24 protein-coding genes are annotated in these 24,531 nt (G+C 67.4%); 13 read left to right on the top strand and 11 right to left on the bottom strand.

What is annotated here, in order from left to right; translation table 11 throughout:
• Positions 1-121: 121 nt before the first annotated feature.
• The 5 genes from AC50X6_RS09275 to AC50X6_RS09295 all read left to right on the top strand — a co-directional run bounded on the left by AC50X6_RS09275 (position 122) and on the right by AC50X6_RS09295 (position 4,468).
• The gene (locus AC50X6_RS09275) at positions 122-595 is read left to right on the top strand and encodes an SRPBCC family protein (RefSeq protein WP_494965934.1); all 474 of its coding nucleotides are present in this window, start codon (positions 122-124) and stop codon (positions 593-595) included.
• Positions 595-1,269 carry a pentapeptide repeat-containing protein gene (locus AC50X6_RS09280; RefSeq protein ID WP_494965935.1) on the top strand — a complete coding sequence of 225 codons (675 nt, stop codon included), beginning with the start codon at positions 595-597 and terminating at the stop codon, positions 1,267-1,269. Before AC50X6_RS09275 ends, AC50X6_RS09280 begins: the two co-directional genes overlap by 1 nt.
• Before the next feature lie 216 nt (positions 1,270-1,485).
• Positions 1,486-2,715 carry a thiolase family protein gene (locus tag AC50X6_RS09285; RefSeq protein WP_494965936.1) on the top strand — a complete coding sequence of 410 codons (1,230 nt, stop codon included), beginning with the start codon at positions 1,486-1,488 and terminating at the stop codon, positions 2,713-2,715.
• A complete protein-coding gene (locus AC50X6_RS09290) occupies positions 2,715-3,563 on the top strand; it encodes an enoyl-CoA hydratase/isomerase family protein (protein ID WP_494965937.1) in 849 nt (282 codons plus the stop codon). The genes AC50X6_RS09285 and AC50X6_RS09290 overlap by 1 nt, the downstream gene beginning before the upstream one ends.
• Before the next feature lie 2 nt (positions 3,564-3,565).
• On the top strand, positions 3,566-4,468 hold the full coding sequence (locus tag AC50X6_RS09295) for a 3-hydroxyacyl-CoA dehydrogenase family protein (RefSeq protein WP_494965938.1): 903 nt from the start codon (positions 3,566-3,568) through the stop codon (positions 4,466-4,468).
• Positions 4,469-4,517: 49 nt separating this feature from the next.
• On the opposite strand, the gene AC50X6_RS09300 is transcribed toward AC50X6_RS09295, so the two are convergent.
• Both AC50X6_RS09300 and AC50X6_RS09305 read right to left on the bottom strand, forming a co-directional pair.
• Entirely contained in the window at positions 4,518-4,751 is a 234-nt protein-coding gene (locus AC50X6_RS09300; RefSeq protein WP_326966034.1) for a DUF6480 family protein, read from the bottom strand.
• Positions 4,752-4,779: 28 nt separating this feature from the next.
• Complete coding sequence (locus tag AC50X6_RS09305; protein WP_494965939.1) at positions 4,780-5,220, bottom strand: SRPBCC family protein; 441 nt, start codon at positions 5,218-5,220, stop codon at positions 4,780-4,782.
• A gap of 78 nt (positions 5,221-5,298) precedes the next feature.
• Here AC50X6_RS09305 and AC50X6_RS09310 point away from each other — a divergent pair, with 78 nt between their 5' ends.
• Positions 5,299-5,907, top strand: coding sequence for a GNAT family N-acetyltransferase (locus AC50X6_RS09310; protein WP_494965940.1), 609 nt, complete (start codon positions 5,299-5,301; stop codon positions 5,905-5,907).
• 43 nt (positions 5,908-5,950) lie between these two features.
• Here AC50X6_RS09310 and AC50X6_RS09315 read toward each other — a convergent pair whose 3' ends face one another.
• Complete coding sequence (locus AC50X6_RS09315; protein WP_494965941.1) at positions 5,951-6,805, bottom strand: SGNH/GDSL hydrolase family protein; 855 nt, start codon at positions 6,803-6,805, stop codon at positions 5,951-5,953.
• A gap of 288 nt (positions 6,806-7,093) precedes the next feature.
• Between AC50X6_RS09315 and AC50X6_RS09320 the strand changes: the two genes are divergently transcribed.
• Both AC50X6_RS09320 and AC50X6_RS09325 read left to right on the top strand, forming a co-directional pair.
• The gene (locus AC50X6_RS09320; RefSeq protein WP_494966004.1) at positions 7,094-7,774 is read left to right on the top strand and encodes a tyrosine-protein phosphatase; all 681 of its coding nucleotides are present in this window, start codon (positions 7,094-7,096) and stop codon (positions 7,772-7,774) included.
• 9 nt (positions 7,775-7,783) lie between these two features.
• On the top strand, positions 7,784-10,498 hold the full coding sequence (locus tag AC50X6_RS09325) for a S1 family peptidase (protein WP_494965942.1): 2,715 nt from the start codon (positions 7,784-7,786) through the stop codon (positions 10,496-10,498).
• Between the two features lie 9 nt (positions 10,499-10,507).
• On the opposite strand, the gene AC50X6_RS09330 is transcribed toward AC50X6_RS09325, so the two are convergent.
• The 3 genes from AC50X6_RS09330 to AC50X6_RS09340 all read right to left on the bottom strand — a co-directional run bounded on the left by AC50X6_RS09330 (position 10,508) and on the right by AC50X6_RS09340 (position 13,189).
• Positions 10,508-11,716: a globin domain-containing protein gene (locus AC50X6_RS09330; protein WP_494965943.1), complete on the bottom strand. Its 1,209-nt coding sequence runs from the start codon at positions 11,714-11,716 to the stop codon at positions 10,508-10,510.
• Between the two features lie 201 nt (positions 11,717-11,917).
• Positions 11,918-12,640, bottom strand: coding sequence for a DUF4397 domain-containing protein (locus tag AC50X6_RS09335; protein WP_494965944.1), 723 nt, complete (start codon positions 12,638-12,640; stop codon positions 11,918-11,920).
• A 102-nt stretch (positions 12,641-12,742) separates the two neighbouring features.
• Positions 12,743-13,189: a PaaI family thioesterase gene (locus AC50X6_RS09340; protein WP_494965945.1), complete on the bottom strand. Its 447-nt coding sequence runs from the start codon at positions 13,187-13,189 to the stop codon at positions 12,743-12,745.
• 164 nt (positions 13,190-13,353) lie between these two features.
• Here AC50X6_RS09340 and paaZ point away from each other — a divergent pair, with 164 nt between their 5' ends.
• Complete coding sequence (gene paaZ / locus AC50X6_RS09345) at positions 13,354-15,465, top strand: phenylacetic acid degradation bifunctional protein PaaZ (RefSeq protein ID WP_494965946.1); 2,112 nt, start codon at positions 13,354-13,356, stop codon at positions 15,463-15,465.
• 178 nt (positions 15,466-15,643) lie between these two features.
• The gene (locus tag AC50X6_RS09350) at positions 15,644-16,051 is read left to right on the top strand and encodes a VOC family protein (RefSeq protein WP_494965947.1); all 408 of its coding nucleotides are present in this window, start codon (positions 15,644-15,646) and stop codon (positions 16,049-16,051) included.
• A gap of 71 nt (positions 16,052-16,122) precedes the next feature.
• On the opposite strand, the gene AC50X6_RS09355 is transcribed toward AC50X6_RS09350, so the two are convergent.
• The 4 genes from AC50X6_RS09355 to AC50X6_RS09370 all read right to left on the bottom strand — a co-directional run bounded on the left by AC50X6_RS09355 (position 16,123) and on the right by AC50X6_RS09370 (position 19,620).
• The gene (locus AC50X6_RS09355; protein ID WP_494965948.1) at positions 16,123-16,968 is read right to left on the bottom strand and encodes a DUF427 domain-containing protein; all 846 of its coding nucleotides are present in this window, start codon (positions 16,966-16,968) and stop codon (positions 16,123-16,125) included.
• 85 nt (positions 16,969-17,053) lie between these two features.
• Complete coding sequence (locus AC50X6_RS09360) at positions 17,054-17,659, bottom strand: TetR/AcrR family transcriptional regulator (RefSeq protein ID WP_494965949.1); 606 nt, start codon at positions 17,657-17,659, stop codon at positions 17,054-17,056.
• Between the two features lie 52 nt (positions 17,660-17,711).
• Complete coding sequence (paaK, locus tag AC50X6_RS09365) at positions 17,712-19,052, bottom strand: phenylacetate--CoA ligase PaaK (protein WP_494965950.1); 1,341 nt, start codon at positions 19,050-19,052, stop codon at positions 17,712-17,714.
• A gap of 16 nt (positions 19,053-19,068) precedes the next feature.
• Positions 19,069-19,620, bottom strand: coding sequence for a hotdog fold thioesterase (locus AC50X6_RS09370; RefSeq protein WP_494965951.1), 552 nt, complete (start codon positions 19,618-19,620; stop codon positions 19,069-19,071).
• A 220-nt stretch (positions 19,621-19,840) separates the two neighbouring features.
• On the opposite strand from AC50X6_RS09370, the gene pta reads away from it, so the two are divergent.
• Positions 19,841-21,967, top strand: a complete 2,127-nt coding sequence (gene pta, locus AC50X6_RS09375; protein ID WP_494965952.1) for a phosphate acetyltransferase — start codon at positions 19,841-19,843, stop codon at positions 21,965-21,967.
• On the opposite strand, the gene AC50X6_RS09380 is transcribed toward pta, so the two are convergent.
• Complete coding sequence (locus AC50X6_RS09380) at positions 21,968-22,216, bottom strand: hypothetical protein (protein WP_494965953.1); 249 nt, start codon at positions 22,214-22,216, stop codon at positions 21,968-21,970.
• Positions 22,217-22,410: 194 nt separating this feature from the next.
• Here AC50X6_RS09380 and AC50X6_RS09385 point away from each other — a divergent pair, with 194 nt between their 5' ends.
• Together AC50X6_RS09385 and AC50X6_RS09390 are read left to right on the top strand one after the other, a co-directional pair.
• A complete protein-coding gene (locus tag AC50X6_RS09385; RefSeq protein WP_494965954.1) occupies positions 22,411-23,583 on the top strand; it encodes an acetate kinase in 1,173 nt (390 codons plus the stop codon).
• A gap of 60 nt (positions 23,584-23,643) precedes the next feature.
• Entirely contained in the window at positions 23,644-24,204 is a 561-nt protein-coding gene (locus AC50X6_RS09390) for a GNAT family N-acetyltransferase (protein ID WP_494965955.1), read from the top strand.
• Positions 24,205-24,531: the final 327 nt, after the last annotated feature.

Below are 24,531 nucleotides of genomic sequence, written 5' to 3' on the forward strand. Positions count from 1 at the left end.
AATGCAACGTAGATTCACCATAACACAAAGCATGCTTACTACTTCAAGGGGTGTCCGGTTCAAGGGGGCGTCCGGCGCCGGAGGGGAAAATTCGGGCCCGAGCCGGGTTAGGCTCGAAGCCATGGATCACAAGACCAGCCTCACCCAGCACATCAGCGCCCCGGCGGACAAGGTCTGGGCCGTGATCTCGGACATTCCTGGATCGGCCGCAACGCTGTCCGGTATCGATTCCATCCAGATGCTCAGCGCGGGGCCCTACGCCGAGGGCACCCGCTGGAAAGAGACCCGTACCATGATGGGGCGCGCGGAGACCGTGGAACTGTGGGTCTCCCAGTGCGAGCCGCCCTCGACGGGCCGGGCCGGCAGTACCACTGTCAAGGCGCTCCGGGCCGGCGCGGACTACACCACGCGCTTCTCCCTCGCGGAGCGCGACAGTGGCATTGACCTCACCGTGACCTTCGGCGTCGAGGTCCTCAAGCCGACCCGGGCCAGCAAGCTCATGATGGCCGTCCTGGGTCCGATCGGGATGCGCATCACCCGCAAGGCCCTCGCCAGGGACCTGAGGGAAATCGCGGCCAAGGCCGAATCGCTCTGATGGTGCGGGGTTCAGCAGCGACGTCGCCCAAGATTACGGCCCCGCGCCTTGCTGCTGTCCGGCTGGCGGAACTGCGGGATGACCCCTCCCCGGACTTCAAACGCGGGGAACGGTACGACGGCGTCCGGTACAGCCGGGCGGACGCCGACGGCCTGGAGCTCAGCGGCACAGACTTTGCCGAATGCGAGTTCCAGGGCGTCTCCTTCAATGAGACCCAGCTGCGCGGCGCCACCTTCCGGGACTGCATCCTGACGGACATGTACGCCCCGGTGTTCAGGGCGGCCCGGAGCACCCTGCGCGACGTCGAAATCGTCAACCCCCGCTGGGGTTCCGCGGAACTCTATGAAGGCGGCTGGCAGTCGGTGCGGATCGACGGCGGCAAGCTCGACTACGTGAATCTGCGCGGCTCCAAGGTGACCGATGTGCAGATCAGCGACTGCATCATCAGCGAACTGGACCTCGGCTCCTGCGCCGCCACCCGGCTGGCACTCAAAAACTGCACCATCGGCACCCTGGACCTGAGCGGCGCGAAGCTGGAGGACGTCGATCTCCGCGGCACGGATGTCCGGGTGATCAGCGGGCTGGACAGCCTGTCCGGCCTCGTGATCGACGACTACCAGCTCAGCCTGCTGGCCCCGCTGCTCGCTGCCCACCTCGGCGTCGTCGTCGCATAGTCCGCGGGGAGTGGCTGGCCCCCTTGTGCCGCCGTGTAATCTTTATAGAACGAACGGTCGGTAAATTAGCGTGCGGGCGAGTGGGGCTTCGTTGCCGCCGCCGCTGAGATTTCTTTCGATGTTTTCAATGACAGAGATGTTTTCAATGACAGAGACGTTTTCAATGACAGAGACGTTTTCAATGACAGAGACGTTTAGCGCGTGAAGGGTGTACCCATGGCATCAGCAGCAGCAGGACCACAGGCATTTCTGGTAGGCGGCGCCCGCACCCCGGTCGGCCGCTATGGCGGCGCCCTCTCTGCAGTCCGGCCCGATGACCTGGCCGCCCTGGTGGTCCGTGAAGCCGTGGCCCGCGCAGGCCTGGACCCGAACAGTATTGACGAGGTCATCCTCGGGAACGCCAACGGCGCCGGCGAGGAAAACCGCAACGTCGCCCGGATGGCCACCATCCTGGCCGGCCTGCCCCTGCACATCCCCGGCATCACCGTGAACCGGCTCTGCGCCTCCGGCCTGAGCGCCATCATCATGGCGAGCCACATGATCAAGTCCGGCGCCGCGGACATCGTGATCGCCGGCGGCGTGGAATCCATGAGCCGCGCCCCCTGGGTCCAGGAGAAGCCGCAGACCGCCTTCGCCAAGCCCGGGCAGATCTTTGACACCTCCATCGGCTGGCGCTTCGTCAACCCGCTGTTCCAGAAGGGCGGGCTGTCCCGGGACGGCAAGATGACCTACTCCATGCCGGAAACGGCCGAAGAAGTTGCCCGCGTTGACAACATCTCCCGGGAGGACGCCGACTCCTTCGCCGTCCGCTCGCACGAACGCTCCCTGGCCGCCATCGCCGCCGGCCGCTTCGCCGAGGAGATCGTCCCCGTCACAGTCAAGACCCGCAAGGGCGAGACGGTCGTGGACACCGATGAAGGCCCCCGGGCCGGCACCACCATGGACGTGCTCGCCGGGCTCCGCCCCGTCGTCGCCGGCGGTTCGGTGGTCACGGCCGGAAACTCCTCCACGCTCAACGACGGCGCCTCCGCCATCATCGTGGCCTCCGAGGCCGCAATCAAGCGTCTGGGCCTCACGCCCCGTGCCCGGATCATCGACGGCGCCTCCGCCGGCTGCGAACCGGAGGTCATGGGCATCGGCCCCGTGCCGGCAACCCGGAAGGTACTGGCCCGGACCGGACTCAGCGCGGGCGACCTTGGCGCCGTCGAGCTTAATGAGGCGTTCGCAACCCAGTCGCTCGCGACCATGCGCCGGCTCGGCCTGGATCCGGAGATTGTGAACCGCGACGGCGGTGCGATCTCCCTGGGTCACCCGCTGGGTTCGTCCGGCTCCCGGCTCGCGATCACCCTGCTGGGCCGGATGGAACGCGAAGACGCATCCATCGGCCTCGCGACGATGTGCATCGGCGTCGGCCAGGGCACCGCGATGCTGCTGGAGCGCGCTTAGTGACGGCCGCGACGGGGCTCAACCCGGCGGAGTTCCGCACCCTCAAGATCGAGGAGCGCGCGGACCGGCTGGTGGTGCTGCTCAACCGCCCCGAGGTCCGCAACGCGATCGACCAGCAGATGGTCGACGAACTCCACCACGTCTGCGCTGCGCTGGAGCGGACGCCCAAGGTGCTCATCATCGCCGGCACGGATGGTGTGTTCGCCTCCGGGGCGGACATCGGCCAGCTGCGCGACCGCCGCCGGGACGACGCGCTACAGGGCATCAACTCCACGATCTTCGTGCGGATCGCGAAGCTGCCCATGCCGGTCATCGCGGCCCTCGACGGCTTCTGCCTCGGCGGCGGCGCAGAACTGGCGTACGCGGCCGACTTCCGGATCGGCACGCCCGGCGTGCGGATCGGCAACCCGGAAACAGGCCTGGGCATCCTCGCCGCCGCCGGTGCGAGCTGGCGTCTGAAGGAGCTCGTGGGGGAGCCGGTGGCCAAGGAAATCCTGCTTGCAGGGCACGTGCTGAGTGCCGAACGTGCCCTCGCCGTTAACCTCATTACCGAGATCCACGAGGCACCCGAGCTGATGGACGCGGCGCATGCCCTGGCGGACCGGGTGGCCAGGCAGGATCCCCTCGCGGTGCGCATCACCAAGTCCGTTTTCCATGCCCCGGCGGAAGCGCATCCTCTGATCGACCAGTTGGCGCAGGGCATCCTCTTCGAGTCCCAGGCCAAGTTCGATCGCATGCAGGCTTTCCTCGACAAGAAGGCCAACAAGAAGGCCGACAAGAAGGCCGGCGAGAAGGCGGACAAAACCTCCGATAAGACGTCCGATATGAACTCCGACCGGAAGCAGTAGATATGAGCAACTCCGAACTCCCCGCTGACCTTCCCGCCGCTGGCTCTCCCCACTCTGGCCTTCCCGACTATGTCGGGGTGCTCGGCGGCGGACGCATGGGCGCCGGCATCGCCCATGCGTTCCTCATCAACGGCGCGGACGTCCTCGTCGTCGAGCGCGACGGGGTAGCGGCTGAGGCCGCCCGTGAACGGGTGGAGTCCGCAGCCGCCAAGAGCATCGAACGTGGCGCCACGGACGGCAACCTGGACGAGATGGTCTCCAGGCTCTCGGTAACGGTGGACTACGACGACTTCAAGGACCGCCAGCTGGTCATCGAGGCCGTCCCCGAAGATTGGGACTTGAAGGTCACTTCACTGACGGGGATCGAGGAGCGCCTCGCCGCCGGGGCCTACCTCGCCTCCAACACCTCTTCCATCTCCGTCAACGCCTTGGCCCGCGAGCTGAAGCGGCCGCAGAACTTCCTTGGCCTGCACTTTTTCAATCCGGTCCCTGCGTCAACCCTCATCGAGGTGGTCGTCGGAGAGCAGTCCTCCGGGCCGCTGGTCCAGGCCGCACGCGGCTGGGTAGAGGCGCTCGGTAAGACCGCCGTCGTCGTCAACGATGCCCCAGGCTTCGCCTCCTCGCGGCTGGGCGTCGCGATTGCCCTGGAGGCGATGCGCATGGTCGAAGAGGGGGTGGCCTCCGCCGCGGACATCGACAATGCCATGGTCCTCGGCTACAAGCACCCAACCGGCCCGCTCCGGACCACCGACATCGTTGGCCTGGACGTCCGCCTGGGCATCGCCGAATACCTCGCCTCCACCCTGGGCGAGCGTTTCGCCCCGCCGCAGATCCTGCGCGACAAAGTGGCCCGCGGGGAACTCGGACGCAAGTCCGGAAAAGGATTTTTCGACTGGGTCGAGTGAGTTCCGGGGCCTGGCCCGCCGCCGGCGCAGTGATCGCGGTAGAACCCCGCTAGTTCAGGATCGCGAGCATCGCGCCGACGAAGAAGAGCAGCACGAAGATCACCACGACGGCGATCATGAGGATCCAGAGGTACTGGACGTACCCGCGGGTCTCGCGGATCCGCGGTCCGTGCGGTCCCACTGAACTTCCCTCGCCGGGCGGAGTCTCGCCGGGGGGCACACCGCCGCCAGGTTCCAGGCCGGTGAGGTTGTTTTCAAGCGGATCCGGATTCTGCGATGTCATGGAGTTCTCCTGTGTCAGATGGGGGTCGCTACTGCCGTGCCTGCGCGTCGAGGGCCTTCTTCATTCCGGCCATGGCCGGGCCGGCCAGGGACTGGAAGGCCGGCTTCGCGAACGGTTCGGCGACTTTCAACCACCCCTTGAGTGAAAATTCGGCGGTGTAGCTGACCTCGCAGCCGGTGCCCGCCGGCGTCACCTCGATCGTGTCCACGGAGACGACGGTCTTGTTTTCGCCGCGCAGCTTAACCCGGCTGCCGGTCAGCTCCAGCACCTCGTAGATGAGCGTCTGGCGCTTGCCCCGGAACTCAGCTTCGGCGTGGTATTTGTGGCCGACCGCAACCGGGCCCTCCGAGAGTTTCTTCACCACGGGGGTCCCCGGATCCCATTCCGGGGTGTGTTCGAAGGCCGAGAGATAAGCGAGGGCCATTTCGGCCCCCAGGGATGTCCGGACAGTGCCGTCGATGGTGATCATGGCTACAGCCTAGCCAGAAGATCGCGGGTTTTTCAGGGGAACAGGGAAGTGCTGCCGGCTCGGCCCTAGGATTGTGCCGTGACGCCCATCAAACCCATCACCCTGACCGGCTCCTACGTGGTCCTTGAGCCGCTGCGCCGGGACCACCACGACGGTCTTGTGGCGGCGGTCCGCGACGGCGAACTTTGGCGCCTCTGGTACACCGGGGTCCCGGCACCTGAACAAATGGCGGCCGAGATCGACCGCCGCCTTGCCCTCCAGGCCCAGGGCTCGATGCTGCCGTTCACCACGCGGCTGATCGATCCCGGCACCGGCGGTCCCGGCAAGGTGATCGGCATGACCACCTACATGAATATCGACGCCGCCACACCTCGCCTGGAGATCGGCTCCACCTGGAACTCGGCGTCATCCCACGGCAGCGGCAGCAACCCGGACTCCAAGCTGCTGCTGCTGACGCACGCCTTCGAAGCGCTGGGCTGCCCCGCCGTCGAGTTCCGGACGCACTGGCTGAACCACCAGTCCCGCGAGGCGATCACCCGGCTCGGCGCCAAGCAGGACGGCGTGCTGCGCAGCCACACCCGCTCCGGCGACGGCGCGCTCCGGGACACCGTGGTGTTCTCGATCCTTGAGCATGAGTGGCCGATGGTCCGCAACGCGCTGGAGTTCAGGCTCGCCAGACAGCGCTAGGGCTGCGGAGCCGCCGCAGCAACAGGGCGTGCTCAAACCCGGGCTACGGGACCCGCGCAGACTCAAGTGCCGCAGCGTAGCCACCGGAAAAGCCGGCAGCGGTGGGATGGAACGCATCGAACGGGCTCGGGCTGCAGTTGATCGCCAGATTGCAGAGACCCGTCGGCGCCACGATCCACGGATCCGCGGAACCGATGCCGTGGCCGTTGAACCGCTCCGTGACGCTGACGTACCTGACCTTGTTGACGAGGGCCGAGTAGGCGATTGTGGTGTTGAGCAGGTCAGCGGCCAAATTCATCGCCTTCGCGGCCTGCTGCTGTTCGGCGGTGAGCCCGGCACTCACGGTGAAGAGCCGGGGATAGCCGGTCAGAACGACCCTGGCATTCGGTGCCTTGTCCTTGATCGTGGCCAGCATGGTTTTGATCTTGCCCGGCAGCTGGCGGAGCTTCACCACCAGGGAGTTGTAGAGAGCCGCACTGCAGGCCGGTGAGCTGGCCGAGGCGGTGCAGGCGAGGGCCACCTGGCCGGTGTCGACGTCGTTTCCTCCCACCGTCACCGTGATCACGGTGGCACTCGACAGCACCCCGGAGTAGCCGTTGGCCACGCCGATCACGTCGGTGGTCTTGGTGCCGAAACAGCCCAGGTTCAGCGCGGCGTTGCGCACTGCCGGGTAGGACGCCGCGGTCTGCAGGCACTCTGCCGGCAGGCCGGTCGGGGGAGCGATGTACTGGCCGCCGCCGGTGCCGGCGGCATATGAGTCGCCCAGGGCGATGTAAACGGGGGCCGGAGGTGCTGGGGCCGCGGTCGCGGGAGCTGCGGTGAAGCCGGCGGCGAGGGCGATGACGGCCACTGCACCCGCCAGCCGTCCGGACCAGCGTCTGATCGTCACAATGTTCATGGTGGAGTCCCCTTTTGATTTTTGTGCGGCGGGAGAGGCCTGCAGGCGCACCGGCCGGTGGCGGCCAGCGAAGCCTCCCGTGGCTCCGGCTGGCGGACAAACTGCGCGGCGCGGCAGCTTCCGTCCGGGACAGTCATGAGGCAACCGTAGGCGTGGTCCTGCGCGCCGGCCACGGTAGGCGCTACCCGTTTGTCCGGGCGGGGAAGCGCCGCAGCTACTTTGATTTCCCTGCTGCGGACTACCCGGACCTCGTGGTTAGCTGGCGGGGTGGATGATCTTTCGAAGCGCATGGAATGGGACGGGGCGGTCAACGCGTGGCATATTGCCGGCGGCGTCTTCCGGATGGGACGGCGGGAATGGCTCACCGATGCGGGCTGGGAGCACGCGTACGACGCCGGCATCCGCACCGTCGTCGACCTCCGCAATCCGGAGGAGAGACGTCGGCGCGACAGCGATCCGCCGGTCAGGGCGGAGACCCTGGCAGCGTTCGACGTCGTGCTGGCACCTACCGAAGACCCGGACAACGCCGAGTTCCGCCGGCTGTGCGTTCCCTACCTGAACGATCCGGCGTCTTATCCGGATAACGTCCGGATCTTCCCGGAGAAGCTGGCCGGCGTCTTCAAGGCCGTGGCGGCGGCGCGGGGTGGCGTGGTGATCCATTGTTCCGCCGGCCGGGACCGCAGCGGGATGATCGCGGCCATGCTCCAGGATCTCGCCGGAGCGCAGGAGGACGCCATTGTCCGGGGCTACGAGCGTGCCATGCGGGGCATCAACGAGCACCACAAAGTGTCGGGTGTCCCGCATCCGCATGAGCGGTATCTACCCGAGGAAGTGCTGGTGCCACTGCTCGAAGCGCGGCGTGAAAGCCTGCTGCGGTTTGTCCGCAGTGTGAAGACCAGAGAGTTCTTGGGCCACAATGGGATAACGGAACCGGAGGTCACGGCCCTTTTGGCTAAATTGGGACGCTAAGGTAACCGGGTGAAGACTCCGATTTTTCAGCAGGTGATGCGGGGGGTGGCGGCTGTTGCCGTCGCCCTCGCAGGATCGTTCTCTGCCGTCCCTGCGCTCGCCGAAGCCGGGCCAACTGCACCCGCACCGGTTTCCCCTTCGCCGTCGGCAGATTCCGGCCCGGCCACGACTCCGACGGCGCCGGATTCGACGCCGTCAGCAGGACCGACGTCGGCTGCGTCCCCGGCTGCTCCGGCTGCTCCGCCCGCTGCTTCGGCTGTTGCTCCGGCGGCGCCGGCGGTCAGCGACGCCGGACTTGCGGAGGCTCTCCGGCGCGACCTCGGCATGACGCTGGAGGAATTCAACGCCGCAGGCCAGCTGGGCAGGACCGCAGCCGACGCCGTGCCCTCCCTGCGCGAGCTCCCCGGCTACCTCGGCATCAGGCTGAAAGACGGCAAAATCCTCGTCGAAGGCAGCGGCCCCGAACTGCAGGCCCGGATCGACGAGCTGAACCAGGCCGGGCCGTCGGCGGACTTCGTCCTCGTGGCGCCTGCGGCTGACCCCTTGAAGGTCCCCTCGGATTCTCCTTCAGAGCCTCCTTCCGCTGCTCCCTCGGATGCCGAGCTGGTGGCCTCCAGCACCGAGCAACTGTTCCAGGCCTACGTCCGCGAGGTGGGCCCCGCCGGACTGCAGGCCGTGGCCTACACCGACGGCGGCTTCATCGTCCGCACCGGCGGGACGACTGTGGCGGAGGCAGGCCTGTCCCCGGCCCGGGACCAGCAAACGGAGCCGGCGACGGCCGCCGCGGCACCGGGCAAGATTTCAGCCGCAGAGTTCGTGTCCCGCTATACCAACGTCCAGCTGGAGCAGGCGGCCCCGGTCAAGACGGAACAGGACCTTTTCGGCGGAGAGGGCTACGTCATTGATGCACCTTTCTGGCGGACTATATGCTCAGCGGGGTTCGGCGCGTACAGCACGGCAGGCCGGCCGGCGGTGCTCACAGCGGGGCACTGCACCGAAGACGGTGCCGCCACAGTCGCCGGTCTTGAGCCCGCGACGTCGTCCCCCGCCGGAGGCTCCTTGCCACTCCCCGGCACCCTCGCCCCGCTTGGCAGCTTCGGATTCAGCCAGTTCGGCGGACGCAATAACGCACCGGTTCAGAACCCGCTGTGGGAAACGGGCGACGCGGGAGAGCCCGGCAACGTGGGCACCGACATCGCCGTGATAGAGCCACTCGACGGCGGAGTCAGCGTCCAGCCCGCCGCGACCACCTGGGCCAGCGCCGTGAACCCCGGCGGCACCGCCGTGAAGATCATCGGCACGGCAGACCCTGCGCCGGGCCAAGCGGTGTGCCGCTCCGGGCGGACCACCGGATGGTCGTGCGGCCAGGTGGCGGAACTTGGGATCTATGTCGTTGGAGGGCCGGCCTATTCCACCAACCCGGCCGACGTGCGGGCCTTCCGCGGCTTCCGTTCCTCCGATGTCCAGTCCAGCGGCGGAGACTCGGGCGGGCCCTGGATCAGCGGCAACTTCGCCGTGGGCACCCACTCGGCAGGTGAGACTTCCGGGGAGAACTTCGCCATCGCCACGACGCTCAGGGATGCACTTAGCTATCTCACCGGCGTCGAGCTCCAGCTCTTCCTGAACAAGCCCGAGCTTGTGGCGCCGACGAATGCAGGGACGGTGCCAGCCGGGGAGCCCATCACAGGACAAATTCGTGCCGCGCCTGCTTCGGACGTGGCAGCGAATTCCAAGGTGCGCATCACCGTTGGGACGCAACAACTCGACGTACCCGTGGACGGCGCCGGGAACTGGACTTTCCGGGCCCCGCTTCCCGTTGGCCGGCTGACCTTCTCCGCTGAGACAGTTAATGGATTCAGCCGCTCGGGTTCGGTGATTTTCACTGAGGATGTCGCGCCGTCGACGCTTCAGATGCCCCAGATAACGACCGCCACGGACGCCTCGCTGTCGGCTCTGAACAGCATCGATGGAACGGGAATGTCCGGCGCTATCGTGACCCTGTCCGGTGACGTCACAGGGACCGGGACGGTGGGGCTGGATGGTCATTGGACGGTCCCACTGGCCGGACAGGCGGCCGTCGGGAAAGTGACGGTAGCCGCCACGCTGTCATCCCCCGGTATCGCCGAAAGCCCGCCAGCCACTCAAACCTTCACGGTCATTCCACCCAGGCCTACCGCAACCACCATTGTTGACGGACTGCACTTCAGCCAGGACTCGCTGCCCGCGACGATTTCCGGGACCGGCGTCGACGGCGCCGACGTAGCAGTCCTGATTGACGGGACCCCGGTGGGTGCCGCCCGGGCCGGTGCCGGCGGTGCCGGGGCCGGGGCCCGCGCGGTGGTCCGTTCTATGGCCCCGCACGTCCTGGTGGCGGGCGGTCGCTGGAGCGTTCCGTTCCCCGCCGGCCTCGCACCGGGCACGCACGTCCTCTCCGCCACCCAGTCCGTCGACGGGATCGCCTCCGACGCGCTGCTCGTCACCTTCATCATCGACGCCTTGGTGGCTGCCCCGGCAGCGCCCGAGATCCCGGCAGTTGCACTGGCAGATCCCGGAGTTCCGGCTGTCCAGTCCGTGATGCTTCCGGCCGGCTCCGGGCAGCTACCCAACACGGGCGCCGCTTCGCTCCTGTCCGCCGCGGGACTGGCCGTTGCAGCGCTGGCGCTCGGCGGAGCCCTGCTGATCGGCGCTAAGCTGGCCGCCGCTCGGCGTCGGGCGGCCCGCTAACCAGAGCCGCTACTGGAAGTCGGCCAGCCAGAGGTCCGGACCGAACACCTCGTACTGGATGTCTTTGGCCGGTACGCCGCCGGCAAGAAGCGCGCCCCGGACCGATTTCAGGAACGGCAGGGGTCCGCAGAGGTAGTACTCGGCGTCGTCGGGGAGTTCCACGGCACTGACGTCCATGAAGCCGGCGAACCCTGGCCCGGACGCTGTTCCGTCCGCGGTGGGATTGAGGAACCAGGTCTTCAACGTCCCGTCCGCCAAGGTGGCCAGATCCTCCCTGACCTGCCCGCGGAGCGGGAAGGACGCCTCGCTGTCATCCGCATGCAGGAGCATCACCTGGCGCTGGGAGCCGGACTTGACGAGGTGGGAGAGCATACCGGCCATCGGGGTGACCCCGATCCCCGCGCTGGCCAGGACCAGCGGCCTGTCTGTGTACTCCAGCACCACGTCGCCGAAGGGCGCCGAGAGCACCACCTCGTCGCCCACCTGGACCTCGTTGTGCAGCAGAGAGGACATCTCGCCATCAGGCGTCTCGAGTCCGTGGACCCGTTTCACCGCGAACTGCCGGTGCTGCCCGTCGTCGGCCTTCGTCAGGCTGTATTGCCTGGGCTGGTGCACGCCGTCGTGCATGGCCATCTTGATCGTGACGTACTGCCCGGGCAGGGACGGCTTGACCTCGCGCTCATCAATCCGCTCGACAACGAACCTGACCACATCGTCCGTCTCCTGGATCTTCTCGGCCACGCGCCAGGTCCGCCAAATGGTGTCAGGGGTAAGGTGCACCGCGTTGTACAGCCCGCGTTCCTTGTTGATGAGCATGTTCGCCATCAGCCAGTAGACCTCGTCCCAGGCTGCGGCGACTTCGGGTGTCACGGCATCCCCGAGCACATCCACGATGGCCCACATCAGGTGGTCATGGACAATCTGGTACTGGTCCGGGCTCAGCCCCAGCGAGACGTGCTTGTGGGCTACCCGTGACAGGAGGTGGTCCGGCACCTGGTCCACGTTGTCCACGAGCAGCCCGGCGAATGCCGCAATGGATCCGGCGAGTGCCTGCTGCTGCCGGCCGTCCGCCTGGTTCCCCCGGTTGAAGAGGCCATCCAGGAGGTCCGGCCGCGCCTCGAACATATGTTTGTAGAAGCGCTTGGCGATCTCCTCGATGTGCTCGCCCACGACGGGCAGCGTTGCCTTGATGACGGGAAGCGAAGTGTCTGAGAGCATGGTGAATCCCTTCCGGTGCGACCGGCGATACCCGGCGGTGCCGGGTGACTCAGCACTTCCAAGCTAACAGGCCGGGCACCGGGCTTTCCGGGTACATCGGCCCTACATTCCCTTGGCCGATCGGTGTAGGGCCGACCGGCAGCGCGTTCTTGGTCAGCGGCGCGCTGCCGGCGGTCCGGCCCCGAAAAGCGGGCGGGCGGCTCAGTCGTCGTCGCGGTCTCCGCCGCGCCACTTGGCCGAGTCGACTACCTGCACGGCGACGCCCAGGGTCCCGTCAGCGAGGCTGCCCCAGGCATAGACGATGGTGTTCTTGCCTCTGGTGACCGGCACATCGGCCGGGCCGATCAGCGGCGCGGTGGTGCCCGCTGCCGCAACCGAGGCGGACACCGTACCGGCCTTAAGCGTCAGTACTTTCTGCCGGGGATTCTCGAGCCCCTTGATGACCGCGGTCCCGCCGGCCAGGATATCGACCGCTGGAGCGGCCGCTACGTGCCGGACGGTCAGCTTGCCCTGGCCCCGGGGACTGGCCGCGGTGTTGTTCTTGAACAGTGTTGCGGTGGGCGCGCCGGAAGCGTCGAGATGCGCCACAGCGGTGTAGTTCCGGCCTTCCTTGAGGTTGACCTTGACCGGGCCGATCACCGGGTTGTCCGCGCTGGTGGCATCGGCGGCTGTGACGGCGATCCTGTAGCTGCCGTCGTCGAGCTCCAAAGGCCCGGCGAGCGTGCCGGGTTTGAAGTCGTCCAGGGTGAGCTTGCCGTTCACCCACACATCCACGGTCAGGCCCGGGACGCCGTGCAGCACGGACAGCAGGGCGGCGTCGTCGTGGTGATCGTCGTCGTCCTTGCCTCCTGCCTGGGCGGGGGCGGCGAAGGCAAGGGCGGCCAGTAACGTCAGGGCTCCGGCTGCAGCGACAGTTTTGCGCATTTCAAACTCCTCATTGAGTTGCCCGTATCCGGGCGGCGAATTGCTTACACCGTTACTACCTGCCGGGAGTGCAATTTGGATGCACCCGGCTGGGCATTTAGCTCAGGATCTTCGCTCCAGCAGCAGGTTGGTGATCCGCAGTGTGCACAGCCGCTCGCCGGCCTCGTTGGTGATCAGCACCTCGTGGGTGGTCACCGTCCCGCCAAGATGGATGGGGGTGGCCGTGATGGTGATGAGCCCCCCGCGGGCCGACTTGTGATGCGTCGCCGAAACGTCCACGCCGACGGCGGTCTTGCCCAGTGTGCTCGCGTGGATGACGGCGGCCCACGAACCCACGGCCTCCCCGACGGCCAGCGAGGCGCCGCCGTGCAGCAGCCCGAAGGACTGCCGGTTGCCCTCCACCGGCATGGTCGCCACCACCCGCTCCACGGATTCCTCGACGATTTTCACGCCCATCTTCTCGTCGAGTTCGCCGAGGATGATCTTCCACGGCCCGGTATTGCCGGGCTCGGTGGTGCGTGGCTCGGTCATGCGTGGCTCGGGCGTCATAACGTCTCCTCTGTGGCCGGAAAACCAAGGGCTCAGGCCGGTCTGTGCCGCCACAGCTAGTGTGCGGCAGGCCTCATTCATGTACTGTAGACATATTACCGAACGGACGGTCAGTAATGCTCTGGCCCTGTTGATCTTGCCCCCGCTGGAAGGACCCGTCAACGATGACCACCACTGCAACTGCTCCGGAACCCACAGTAGACACTGCCCGGATCGTTCCCAGCTTCATCCGGGATTCCTGGTGGACCCCCGACGCCGGCTCCGCTGCCGGCGCAGCCACCGTCCTCGACGCCAGCACCGGCGAGCTCCTCGCCAGGGTGAGCACCGCGGGACTGGACCTTGCCGCCGTCGTGGACTACGGACGCAGCACCGGCCAGGCGGAACTCGGCAAACTGACGTTCCATCAGCGCGCGCTCAAGCTCAAGGAGCTGGCGCAGTACCTCAACGGCCGGCGCGAGGAGTTTTACGCGCTTTCGGCCCAGACCGGTGCCACCAAGATCGATTCGATGGTGGACATCGACGGCGGCATCGGCGTGCTCTTCACCTTCGGCTCCAAGGGGCGGCGCGAACTCCCCAACGCCCAGGTGATCGTGGACGGCCCCATGGAGGTGCTGTCCAAGGACGGTTCCTTCGCCGGTGAGCACATCTACACCCGCATTCCCGGCGTCGCGGTGCAGATCAACGCCTTCAACTTCCCGGTGTGGGGGATGCTCGAGAAGCTGGCCCCCGCGTTCATCGCCGGTGTGCCCACCATCGTCAAGCCCGCCACCCCCACCGGCTACGTCACCGCGGCCGTGGTCAAGGCCATTATCGAGTCCGGCATCCTGCCCAAGGGCTCGCTGCAGCTGATCTCCGGTTCCGTGCGCACCATCCTGGACCACCTCGACTACCGCGACATTGTGGCCTTCACCGGCTCCGCCTCCACCGCCAACACGCTCAAGTCCCACGTCAACGTGGTCAAGGGCGGGGTCCGCTTCACCTCGGAAACCGACTCCCTGAACGCCTCGATCCTGGGCCCGGACGCCGTCAGAAGCACCCCGGAATTCGACGCCTTCATCAAGTCCCTCGTTACCGAAATGACCGCCAAGGCCGGCCAGAAGTGCACCTCGATCCGCCGGGCCATCGTGCCGCAGGAGCTGGTGCCGGACGTCATTGCCGCCGTCGGGGAGCGGATCCGGGAACGCGTTGTCCTGGGTGACCCGCGCGCCGACGGCGTCACGATGGGCGCCCTGGCCTCCCTGGAGCAGCTCGCCGATGTGCGCGCGGCCGTCCAGTCAATGCTCGACGCCGGCGGCGAACTCGCGTACGGCACACTCGATTCGCCGAAGGTCACCAGCGCGGACGGGACCGTCGGCGTCGTCGACGGCGGCGCCTTTATGTCCCCGCTACTGCTCAGCTGGGCGGATCCGGAAGCCGACGAGGTCCACTCGCTGGAGGCCTTCGGACCGGTGTCCTCGGTGATCGGTTACACGGACCTGCCCGACGCCGTCCGTCTCGCCGCCCGCGGCGGCGGCTCGCTGGTGGCCTCGGTCTGCACCAATGACCCCTCGGTTGCCCGCGAACTCGTCACCGGCATCGCGGCCCACCACGGCCGCGTGCACATGCTCAACCGTGAGGACGCCCGCAGCTCCACCGGCCACGGCTCTCCGGTCCCGCACCTGGTCCACGGCGGTCCCGGCCGCGCCGGCGGCGGCGAGGAACTCGGCGGCATCCGCTCGGTCCTGCACCACATGCAGCGCACCGCCATCCAGGGATCTCCCAACATGCTGACCGCCGTCACCGGCGTCTGGCACACGGGCGCGGACCGGAACTTCACGCTGGAGACCGAAGGCCTGCACCCGTTCCGGAAGTCCCTGGCTACCCTGCACATCGGTGACGCCATCCGCTCCGGGCTGCGCGAAGTGACCCTGGACGAGATCACCAAGTTCGCCAACTCCACCGGCGACACCTTCTACGCCCACACCAACCAGGAGGCCGCCGCGGCCAACCCGTTCTTCCCGGGCATCGTGGCGCACGGCTACCTGCTGCTGGCATGGGGCGCCGGCCTGTTCGTGGAGCCCGCCCCGGGCCCCGTCCTGGCGAACTACGGCCTGGAGAACCTGCGCTTCGTCACCCCGGTGGCCGCGGGCGACTCCATCCGCGTCACCCTCACCGCCAAGAAGATCACCCCGCGCGAGACCGACGGGTACGGCGAGGTGGCCTGGGACGCCGTCCTGACCAACCAGAACGACGAAACCGTTGCCACCTACGACGTCCTCACCCTCGTGGAGAAGTAACCCGCCCCTTCCCTTCCGCTGCGGCCGTCCCCGCGCCGCCGTCCCCGTTTCCGCCGAGGTGAGACTTCGCGCCCATTGTCCCCGCAGACATGGGCGCGAAATCTCACCTCGGCGCGTGGATAGGCAGGCTCTTTCTGGTTGGTTCCGGCGTAAAATCGTCATCGTAGGAGGTGGCGAAATGACCCTAGTACTCAACAAAGCCACAACGGTCCTGCCAGTCGATGATGCGGAGCGTGCCCGGCATTTTTATGCCGACACCTTGGGGCTCCCGCACCGTGGAGTGACGGACGATGGAAGTGAACTATTCGGCAGCGACGGCGGCCCTCTGCTGCAGCTGATGCCCGTCAGTGATGGAAAGCATTCCGAGCACACCACCCTGAGTTTTGAAGTCAGCGAGATCGAGCGCACGGTCAGGGAGATGGAAGCCAGGGGCGTCATGTTCCAGGACTACGATCTCCCGGATCTCAAGACGGAGAACCACATCTGCACAACGGATTCGGAGAGGTGCGCCTGGTTCATGGACACCGAGCACAATATTCTCTGCGTCCACGAGAACATCGCCGCGCCGGCGGACTACCAGCTTTAACCGGCAGTTACCGGCACCCTGCCCGAGCAACAGCGTCCCGGCCAGCCGGGGCGCTGTTGTGTGCTGAACGGTTACCCGGCCGGGCGGGACCACGGCGACACGGGGCGCGGCTGGAGGACACCGCCGACCGTCAGGTCCACCCGTTCGTTGAAGAAACATATCAAGCCATGGATCTGCGCGGCGTCCACGAAGCGGCTGTCGTAGCTCCAGGCGACGTCCCGGCCGGCCGTCGTGCCGGGATAGGTCCAGTAGCCGGCCTGGCCCTTGTAGGGGCAGACACTCCGCGTCGGGCTTTCCGCCATAAGATCCAGCCGCACGTCCGCCGGCGGCAGGTAGTAGCGGACCGGGAGCATCGTCTCGTACAGGAGTTGTGCGCCGTTCGTGCGGGCCAGCGTGACGCCGTCGAGCGCCACCTCCACCTCCACGGAGGAGGCCCGGATATCGACGCGGTGGAAAGGGTCGCGGGGGTGGCCGATGATCTCCTCGTCATCCTCGAGCCAGCCGAAGGCGCCAAAATCCAGGACCACATAGCCGGCAAGGTCCGGGTCTTCGGGGCGGAAGGCGGCCCGTGACGCGGTAGCCCCAGCCGTTACGACGTCGAGCTCCTCGCCGGCGGTGGTGTGCTTCCCAAAGCCGGTGCCGGGGTCGAACGTCGTCGGCGCGGCGCCTTGCCGCACGGCGAAGGGATGCTCCTCGACGGGCGCCGCCGGGTGTTCCGGAACGGCGAGGTGCGCCTGCAGTTCCTGCTCCGGCACGGCGAAGATCGGGGTGATCCGCTGCGGTTCCCAGATGAGGTAGGCGTGCAGGGTGTCGACGACGGTGTTCCCGCCGAGGCTCGCACGGATTCGCTTGGCGGTGGGTTCGTAGCGCAGTTGGGGAAAAGTCCCGAGGATTACCTCGGATAGTCTCGTAGCCATGTTCCAAGAGTGGACGCGGGCCGGCGTGCCGTCAATGCGGGCCCGCGCGCCGGCAACGCGGGTCCGCGGGACATAGGGGAGCGCGTCAGCCGGGGACGTGGAGGCCGTTGAACGCCATCGTGATGATGTCGTCCGCCAGCTTCTCCGGGGACAGCGAGCCGCCGGGCTTATACCACTCGACGATCGAGTTGATGGTGCCGAAGAGCAGCCGGGTAACGGTGCGGGGGTCGATGTCCTGGCGGAGTGAGCCCTCGTCACGGGCGGCGGAAATCAGGGCAGCGACCTTGTGGTCAAAGGTCCGCCGGCGGGCCATCGCGTCCCGCTCGATCTCCGTGTTGCCGCGCAGGCGCAGCAGCAGCGTGACAAAGGGGAGCCGATCCACGAGGACCGAAATGGTTTCCCGGAGGACAAACTCCAGCCGGGCCTCGGCGGTGCCGGACAGTGCGCTGGGCTGATCCAGGATGGCCTCGAGGCCGCCCAGGGCGTGGTCCAGTGCGAGCTTCAGGAGATCGCCCTTGGACGGGACGTGGTGGTAGATCGCTGACTTGGAGATGCCCAGGTTCTCGGCAAGGATGCCCATGGACGTGGCGTCGTAACCGTGGCGGTTGAAAACGTCGACGGCGATCAGCAGTACCGACTGCTGGTCATAGCCGGGACGGCCGCGTTTCGTGGTGGTTGCTGGGGTGGGCATACTCGCTAGTTTCTCACGATCAGGAGGTTGGCCGGCCCCGGACGAAAGGCGGCTAGGCCCTGGGCCGCAGGTCGTAGATCCTGCGGAGCTTGCCGTTGGAGCGCTCCAGGGTGCCGGGCTCCACAACATCCACAGCGCAGGACGACCCCACCTGGATCTTGATCTGCTGCTGCAGCACCTTCGCGGCCGCCGTGGCGCCGTTGATGGTGACGGACTCCCGGCGTTCGATCTTCACCGTGAGCTGGTCCATGCGCTGGCCCTCGGGGCGGGTGAGTTCCAGCTGGAAGTGCGGGCTCAGTTCCGGGATCCGCAGGGCAATTTCCTCGATCTGCGACGGGAAAAGGTTCACCCCGCGCAGGATGATCATGTCGTCGCTGCGGCCGGTGATGCGGCCCATGCGGCGGTGCGCCGGGCGGGCGGTGCCGGGCAGCAGGCGGGTGAGGTCCTTGGTGCGGTACCGGATGATCGGCAGCGCTTCCTTGGTGAGCGAGGTGAAGACCAGTTCGCCGGGTTCGCCGTCGCGAAGGACTGAGTCCACGCCGATGGCGGGGTTGAAGGCATCGATGATTTCCGGCCGGAAGTGGTCCTCCCAGATGTGGCTGCCGTCCTGCGTCTCTACGGCTTCGCCGGCGACGCCGGGGCCCATGACCTCGGACAGGCCGTAGATGTCGCAGGCCTTGATGTTCATCATGACCTCGAGCTCGTGGCGCATTTCCTCGGTCCACGGCTCGGCGCCCAGGACGGCGTACTTGAGCGAGGTGGAGGCCGGGTCGATGCCCTGCTTGACCATGGCATCGGCGATGGTCAGGAGGTAGGTGGGGGTGGCAAGGATGGCGTCCGGCTTGAAATCCTGGATGAGGGTGATCTGGCGTTCGGTCTGGCCTCCGGAGATCGGGATGACGGTGCAGCCCAGCGCCTCGGCGCCGGCGTGGGCGCCCATGCCGCCGGTGAACAGGCCGTAGCCGTAGGCGTTGTGGACCTTCATTCCCGGGCGGACACCGGAGGCGCGCAGCGAGCGGGCCACGAGCTTGGCCCAATCGGCGAGGTCCTTTTTGGTGTAGCCCACCACCGTGGCGCGGCCGGTGGTGCCGGAGCTGGCGTGGATCCGGGCGACCTGGTTCTGCGGCACCGCGAACATGCCGAAGGGGTATTCCAGCCGGAGGTCTTCCTTGGTGGTGAAGGGAAACTTGGCCAGGTCGGAGAGCTCGCGGAGGTCCGTGGGGTGGACGCCGGCGTCGTCGAATTTGCGCTTGTACAGGGGGACACGGTCGTAGGCGTAGGCCACGGTGTGCTGCAGGCGGCTGAGCTGCAGCGCCTCGAGCTCGTCGCGGGAGATGGTTTCTTCGCGGTCCAGGACGGCATCACTGGTGGCGGCGACGGTTTCTTGGGTCATCTGGGGTTCCCTGTTTCTATTTCTTGGAGATGGTGCGGCTGCGGCCGCGGAACTCGGCGATGAGTTCGCCCGGGAGGGTGTCGGCGGGGAGTTCACCCGGGAGGGTGGTTGGGGGAGTGGCCGGGGGAGCCGTGGCTGCTGGCGCCTTGCCGACGGCGGACGACGCCGGGGCCGACGGGGTGCCGGGATCGGCGGCGTAGATCTGAACGTCGTACAGGCCGCTTCGCCCGGAGCTGGCGCGGCGGTTGGCGACGGCGGTCAGGACCTGGCCCCGGAACGCCGGCCCGATGAAGTTGATATCCACACCGGATGCGACGGTGATGGTGCCTGTGGTGATGCCGGGTTCCGGGGTGGCAGGGTTGCAGGCCAGCGCGAAGGCGGTGTCGCCGAAGGCGAAGATCATTCCGCCGTGGGCCATGCCGAAGCCGTTGAGCATTTCCTGCCGGAGCGCCATGCGGATGGTGGCGTGTCCGTCGTCCAGGGCCACTACTTCGATGCCCATCCACTCCGAGGCGTAGTCGCCTTTGAGGATGGGGTGGGTGTCACCGGAAACCGTCAGTTCAGCCATGCGTCATTGCCTCCAGCTTTATTTACCGAATGTTCATTAGGTAATCCCATTTGGGTGCCTTCTGTCAAGGGCCGGCGGGCTGATGAAGCTGCGCCCGGACCCGGCGATGCCGCCGGAAATCAGCCGGAAAGCGGGCGAAAACCACGCCGGAAGCGGGCTGCTACGGAAGAGAAAGTAGGCTGGGAGTGAAGCAGCATTACTTCACAGCAAAGGGCGGGTCATGGCCAAAGGAATCTACGTCAGCGCGACTACACCGGGCTCCGGCAAGTCACTCATAGCCCTGGGCCTGGCGGACACCCTGCACCGGCATGCGGACCGGATCGGCTTCTTCAAACCGGTGGTCAACGGCCATGACGTCTCTTCGGATCCGATGGTGGCGCTGATGAAGGCCCGCTTCGATCTGGACGATGACCGCTGCCGCGGCGGCCTGACCTTTGCGGAAGTCCGCAGCCTGCTCGCCGAGGGAAAACGCGGGGAGGTCGACTCCCGCTGTGTGGAGATCTTCGCCGAGATGGCCCGGCACTGCGACGTGGTGATCGTGGAGGGGACCGATCTGACCGGACAGGATGCCGCCGTCGAATTCGATCTCAATGCCCGGCTGGCGAACAACCTTGCCGCCCCGGTGGTCGCCGTCGTCGGCGCGAAGGGCCGCACCGTTGCGGAGACCGCTGACGCCGTCGAGGTGGCCCGCAAGGAACTGCTCGCCGAGCGCTGTACGCTGCTGGCCATCATGGTCAACCGCGCGGATCCGGACGATCTGGCGGCGATCGCCGCGGCGGTCCGGCCCGGCGCCTCCGGCCGCCCCGTGTACGTTCTGCCGGAGCTGGAGGCGATCGCCCGGCCCACCACCGGCGAAGTGGCCGCCGCTCTGGGCATCGGCCAGGTGGCCGGGCTGCCGGACCTGGAGCGCGATGTGCACTCGGTCAAGGTGGCTGCCATGAACGTGGCCAACTTCCTGCACGTGCTCGACGACGGCGCCCTGGTGATCGTTCCGGGCGACCGGGCCGACGTGCTGGTGGCCTGTCTCGCCTCCTCGTTCTCGCCTGAATTCCCGGTTCCGTCCGCGCTGATCCTGACCGGTGGCCTGGCCCCGGATCCCACCATCTATTCCCTGCTGGCACAGGCGCCGTTCCCGATCTTCGCCGCCCCGGAGGACACCTACATCACCGCCAAGCGGGTCTCCGAGGTGCGCAGCGAGATCTGGTCCGGGCACCGCCGGAAGGTGGCCTCTGCCCTGGGTCTGTGGGCCAAACGGGTGGACGAGGCGGAGCTGCTGGAACGCCTGCACCTGCCGCTGCCGGAGCGGATGACGCCGCTGCGATTCCTGCACGAGCTGATCGAACGGGCCAGGTCCGACCGCCGGCACATCGTCCTGCCGGAGGGCACGGACGTGCGGATCCTGCGCGCCGCCGAGATCCTGCACCGCCGGGACGTCTGCGAACTCACCGTGCTGGGCCGCGAGGCCGATGTCCGCGAACTCGCAGCCACGCAGGGCATCGACCTCAACGGCATCAGCATCGTGGACCCGGCCACCTCGGAGCTGCGGCAGGGCTTTGCCCAAAAGTACGCGGAGCTGCGGGCACACAAGGGCGTGGACCTGGCCAAGGCCCTGGAGGTCATGCAGGACGAGAGCTACTTCGGCACCATGATGGTCCAGCTGGGGGTGGTGGACGGCATGGTCTCCGGCGCCGCGCACACCACGGCCCACACCATCCGGCCGGCGCTGGAATTCGTCAAGACCCGCGAGGGCGCCAAGATCGTCTCCTCGGTGTTCCTGATGCTCATGCCGGACCGGGTGCTGGTCTACGGCGACTGCGCGGTGAATCCTGAGCCCAATGTGGAGCAGCTCGCGGACATTGCGCTGGCCTCGGCGGAAACCGCCGCCCAGTTCGGCGTCGAGCCGCGGGTCGCGATGCTCTCCTACTCCACCGGCGGCTCAGGCGCCGGGCAGGCCGTGGACGCTGTCCGCCAGGCGACCGAGCTGGTGCGGCACCGGCGCCCGGACCTGGCGGTGGAAGGTCCCATCCAGTACGACGCCGCCGTCGACGCCGCGATCGCCGAGTCCAAGATGCCGGGCTCCTCCGTGGCCGGGCAGGCGACGGTGTTCATCTTCCCGGACCTGAACACCGGCAACAACACCTACAAGGCGGTCCAGCAGTCCTCCGGTGCGGTGGCCGTCGGGCCCGTGCTGCAGGGGCTGCGCAAACCGGTGAACGACCTCTCCCGCGGCTGCACCGTGGAGGACATCGTAAACACCGTGGCCATCACCGCGATCCAGGCCCAGTCCACCGAGCCGGCCACCGACCCGGCGCCTGCGGCTGCCCAGTCCGCGGCTGCCCATGCATAGTCAGCTGTTTTCCGGTTTCGCCGGGCTATCGGGATCTTCCTGCTGGGCGGGCTCATCGGCTAGGCCCTCCGGAGAGAGATCCAGGTCCTCCAGATTCGCGGGGGCCTCGGCGGCCTCTCCGGTCTGGGCGGCCTTGAGGTCCCCGGTGTCGTCCAAGGCAGGGTTCGCGCCTTCGACGCCGGTGGGATCCGGCTTCCCGGACCCGCTGGCCTGCTCGGTGCCCTCTGGCTGCGTTGCGTTGTCTGTCATGGAAATCCTTTTGTGAGTTGTCCAGTTGGTCCGCCGACTCTATGCGCCCGCCGCGGCTTTCGCAACGGATTAGCGGCCTTGTCAGCCCGACTATTTATAGTGGTGCCCATGGAGCGCTCCGCCAGGCTCCGGCGCGATTCCAGTCCCGACGCACCCTCAGGGGTCGTCGCAGAAACCAAGGCGTAGGAGGCCAAATGCTCGTGCTCGTTATCAACTCAGGCTCGTCTTCGCTCAAGTACCAGGTCCGCGACGTCGAGGCCGGCAGTGTGCTCGCCGAAGGGCTGGTCGAGAAGATCGGGACGGGAAGCGGCGGCGGCGGCCGCGACGCTGAAATCGAAGGCCCGCGGGACCATGCGGAGGCATTGGAACAGATCGACGAAGCCATCCACGTGGCGCTGGGAGGCCGCGCCCTCGACGCCGTCGGGCATCGTGTGGTGCACGGCGGGGAACGCTTCGCCGAGCCGGTGCTGGTCAACCACGAGATCATCCGCGCGATCGAGCGGCTGAACCCGCTGGCGCCGCTGCACAACCCGGCCGCCGTGCTGGGCCTGCGCGCGATCGCGAAGAAATGGCCGGAACTGCCGCAGGTGGCCGTCTTCGACACCGCCTTCCACCGCACGCTGCCCGAGTATGCCTGGCGGTACGCGGTCCCGGACGAGCTCTACGCCAACCACGGGATCCGCCGCTACGGCTTCCACGGCACCTCGCACGAGTACGTCGCACACCGGGCCGCGGCCCTGCTGGAGATTCCGTTGGCGGAGTTCGACGCCGTCATCGCCCACCTGGGCAACGGGGCCTCGGTCACGGCGATCCGCGGTGGGGAGTCCGTGGACACCTCGATGGGCTTCACCCCGCTGGAGGGCCTGGTCATGGGCACCCGCTCGGGCGATCTGGACCCGTCCATCCTCGTCTTCCTCGGCCGGGCAGGCTGGTCCCCGGAGGACCTCGATTCGATGCTCAACCGCCGGTCCGGGCTGAAGGGTCTCGCGGGGAACAACGACATGCGCTCGGTGGTGGAGGCCGCGGAGGCCGGCGACGCCAAGGCGGGCATGGCCCTGGCCGTGGCCTCCTACCGGCTCGCGAAGTACATCGGCGGCTATCACGTGGCGGTCGGCGGGGCAAGGGCGCTCGTGTTCACCGCCGGGATCGGCGAGAACTCGCACCAGTTCCGCACCCTTGTGGCGGAGCGGCTGGGCGCCTTGGGCGTGCAGCTCGACGCCGGGCTGAACCGTGAGCGGTCCAAAGAACCCCGGGTGGTGTCCAGCCCGTCGTCGGCCATCCCGGTGCTCGTGGTGCCCACTGACGAGGAACGCGCGATCGCCGAGGCCACGGCCGCCGTCGTGAATCACCCGTCGATTGCTCCGTAACCGCCCTTTTGGCGGCTCAAAAGGGCGCCTATGGAGCAGCCGATGGGTAGCGTTGGGGCCATGACGGAACTTAAGCTCCCCCTTCGCACCGAGCGGCTGGTCCTGCGCCGTTTCGAGGCCGCGGACCTGGACACTTTCTACGCCTACCATTCGCTGCCGGAGACCGCCCGCTTCCTGCCGGGGGAGGCGAAGAGCTACACCAAGTCCATGGAGTCCGTGGGCAAGTACGCCAACTTCGTCTTCGAGAAGGAGGGTGACTGGGTCTGCCTGGCCATCGAGGCCGCGGATGCCCCTGGGCTGCTCGGCGAGGTGGTGCTTAAATGGCTGCCCGGCCCCGGACAGGGCGAGGTCGGCTGGAGTCTGGCCCCCGCAGCGCGCGGGCGGGGCATCGGCACCGAAGCGGCCGGGGCCCTGCTGAAGCTTGGGTTCGAGGAGCTGGGCTTTCACCGGATCAATGCCAAGCTCGACGCGCTGAATACCGCCTCCGCGGCGCTGTGCGAACGCCTCGGCATGCGGCACGAGTCCACCCAGGTGGACAAGTGGCATTACAAGGGCCAGTGGGCCACCGAAGTGGTCTACGCCCTCCTCGCGGGGGAATGGAAGTCCCGGCAGTCTGATTAGGACCCAGCGGTTCGGCAAAGATGGCCGCGACGGGGGTCGCAGGGACGCTCGCAGCAATCCCGCCACTGAGCATGCTCAGCAGCGGGGTTGGTGGTTGGGCATGGACAGATCCTTCGGGCCATGGAGACCGGTGATGCGGCCACGATGTCAATGATTCGCCAAGAATGGCCGCCATGAAGCGCTCATGGCGGCCATCTGTGGCGAACGGGTGAACCGGCGATCCACCCGCCCCGGGCGCGGGCGAACCAGCCGGGACCATCGATTGCTCCGTAACTGCCGTCATGAGGGCCCACAAGGGCGGTTGTGGAGCAATCGATCGAGAAGAGG

Source organism: Pseudarthrobacter sp. HLT1-7 (genome assembly GCF_059383435.1).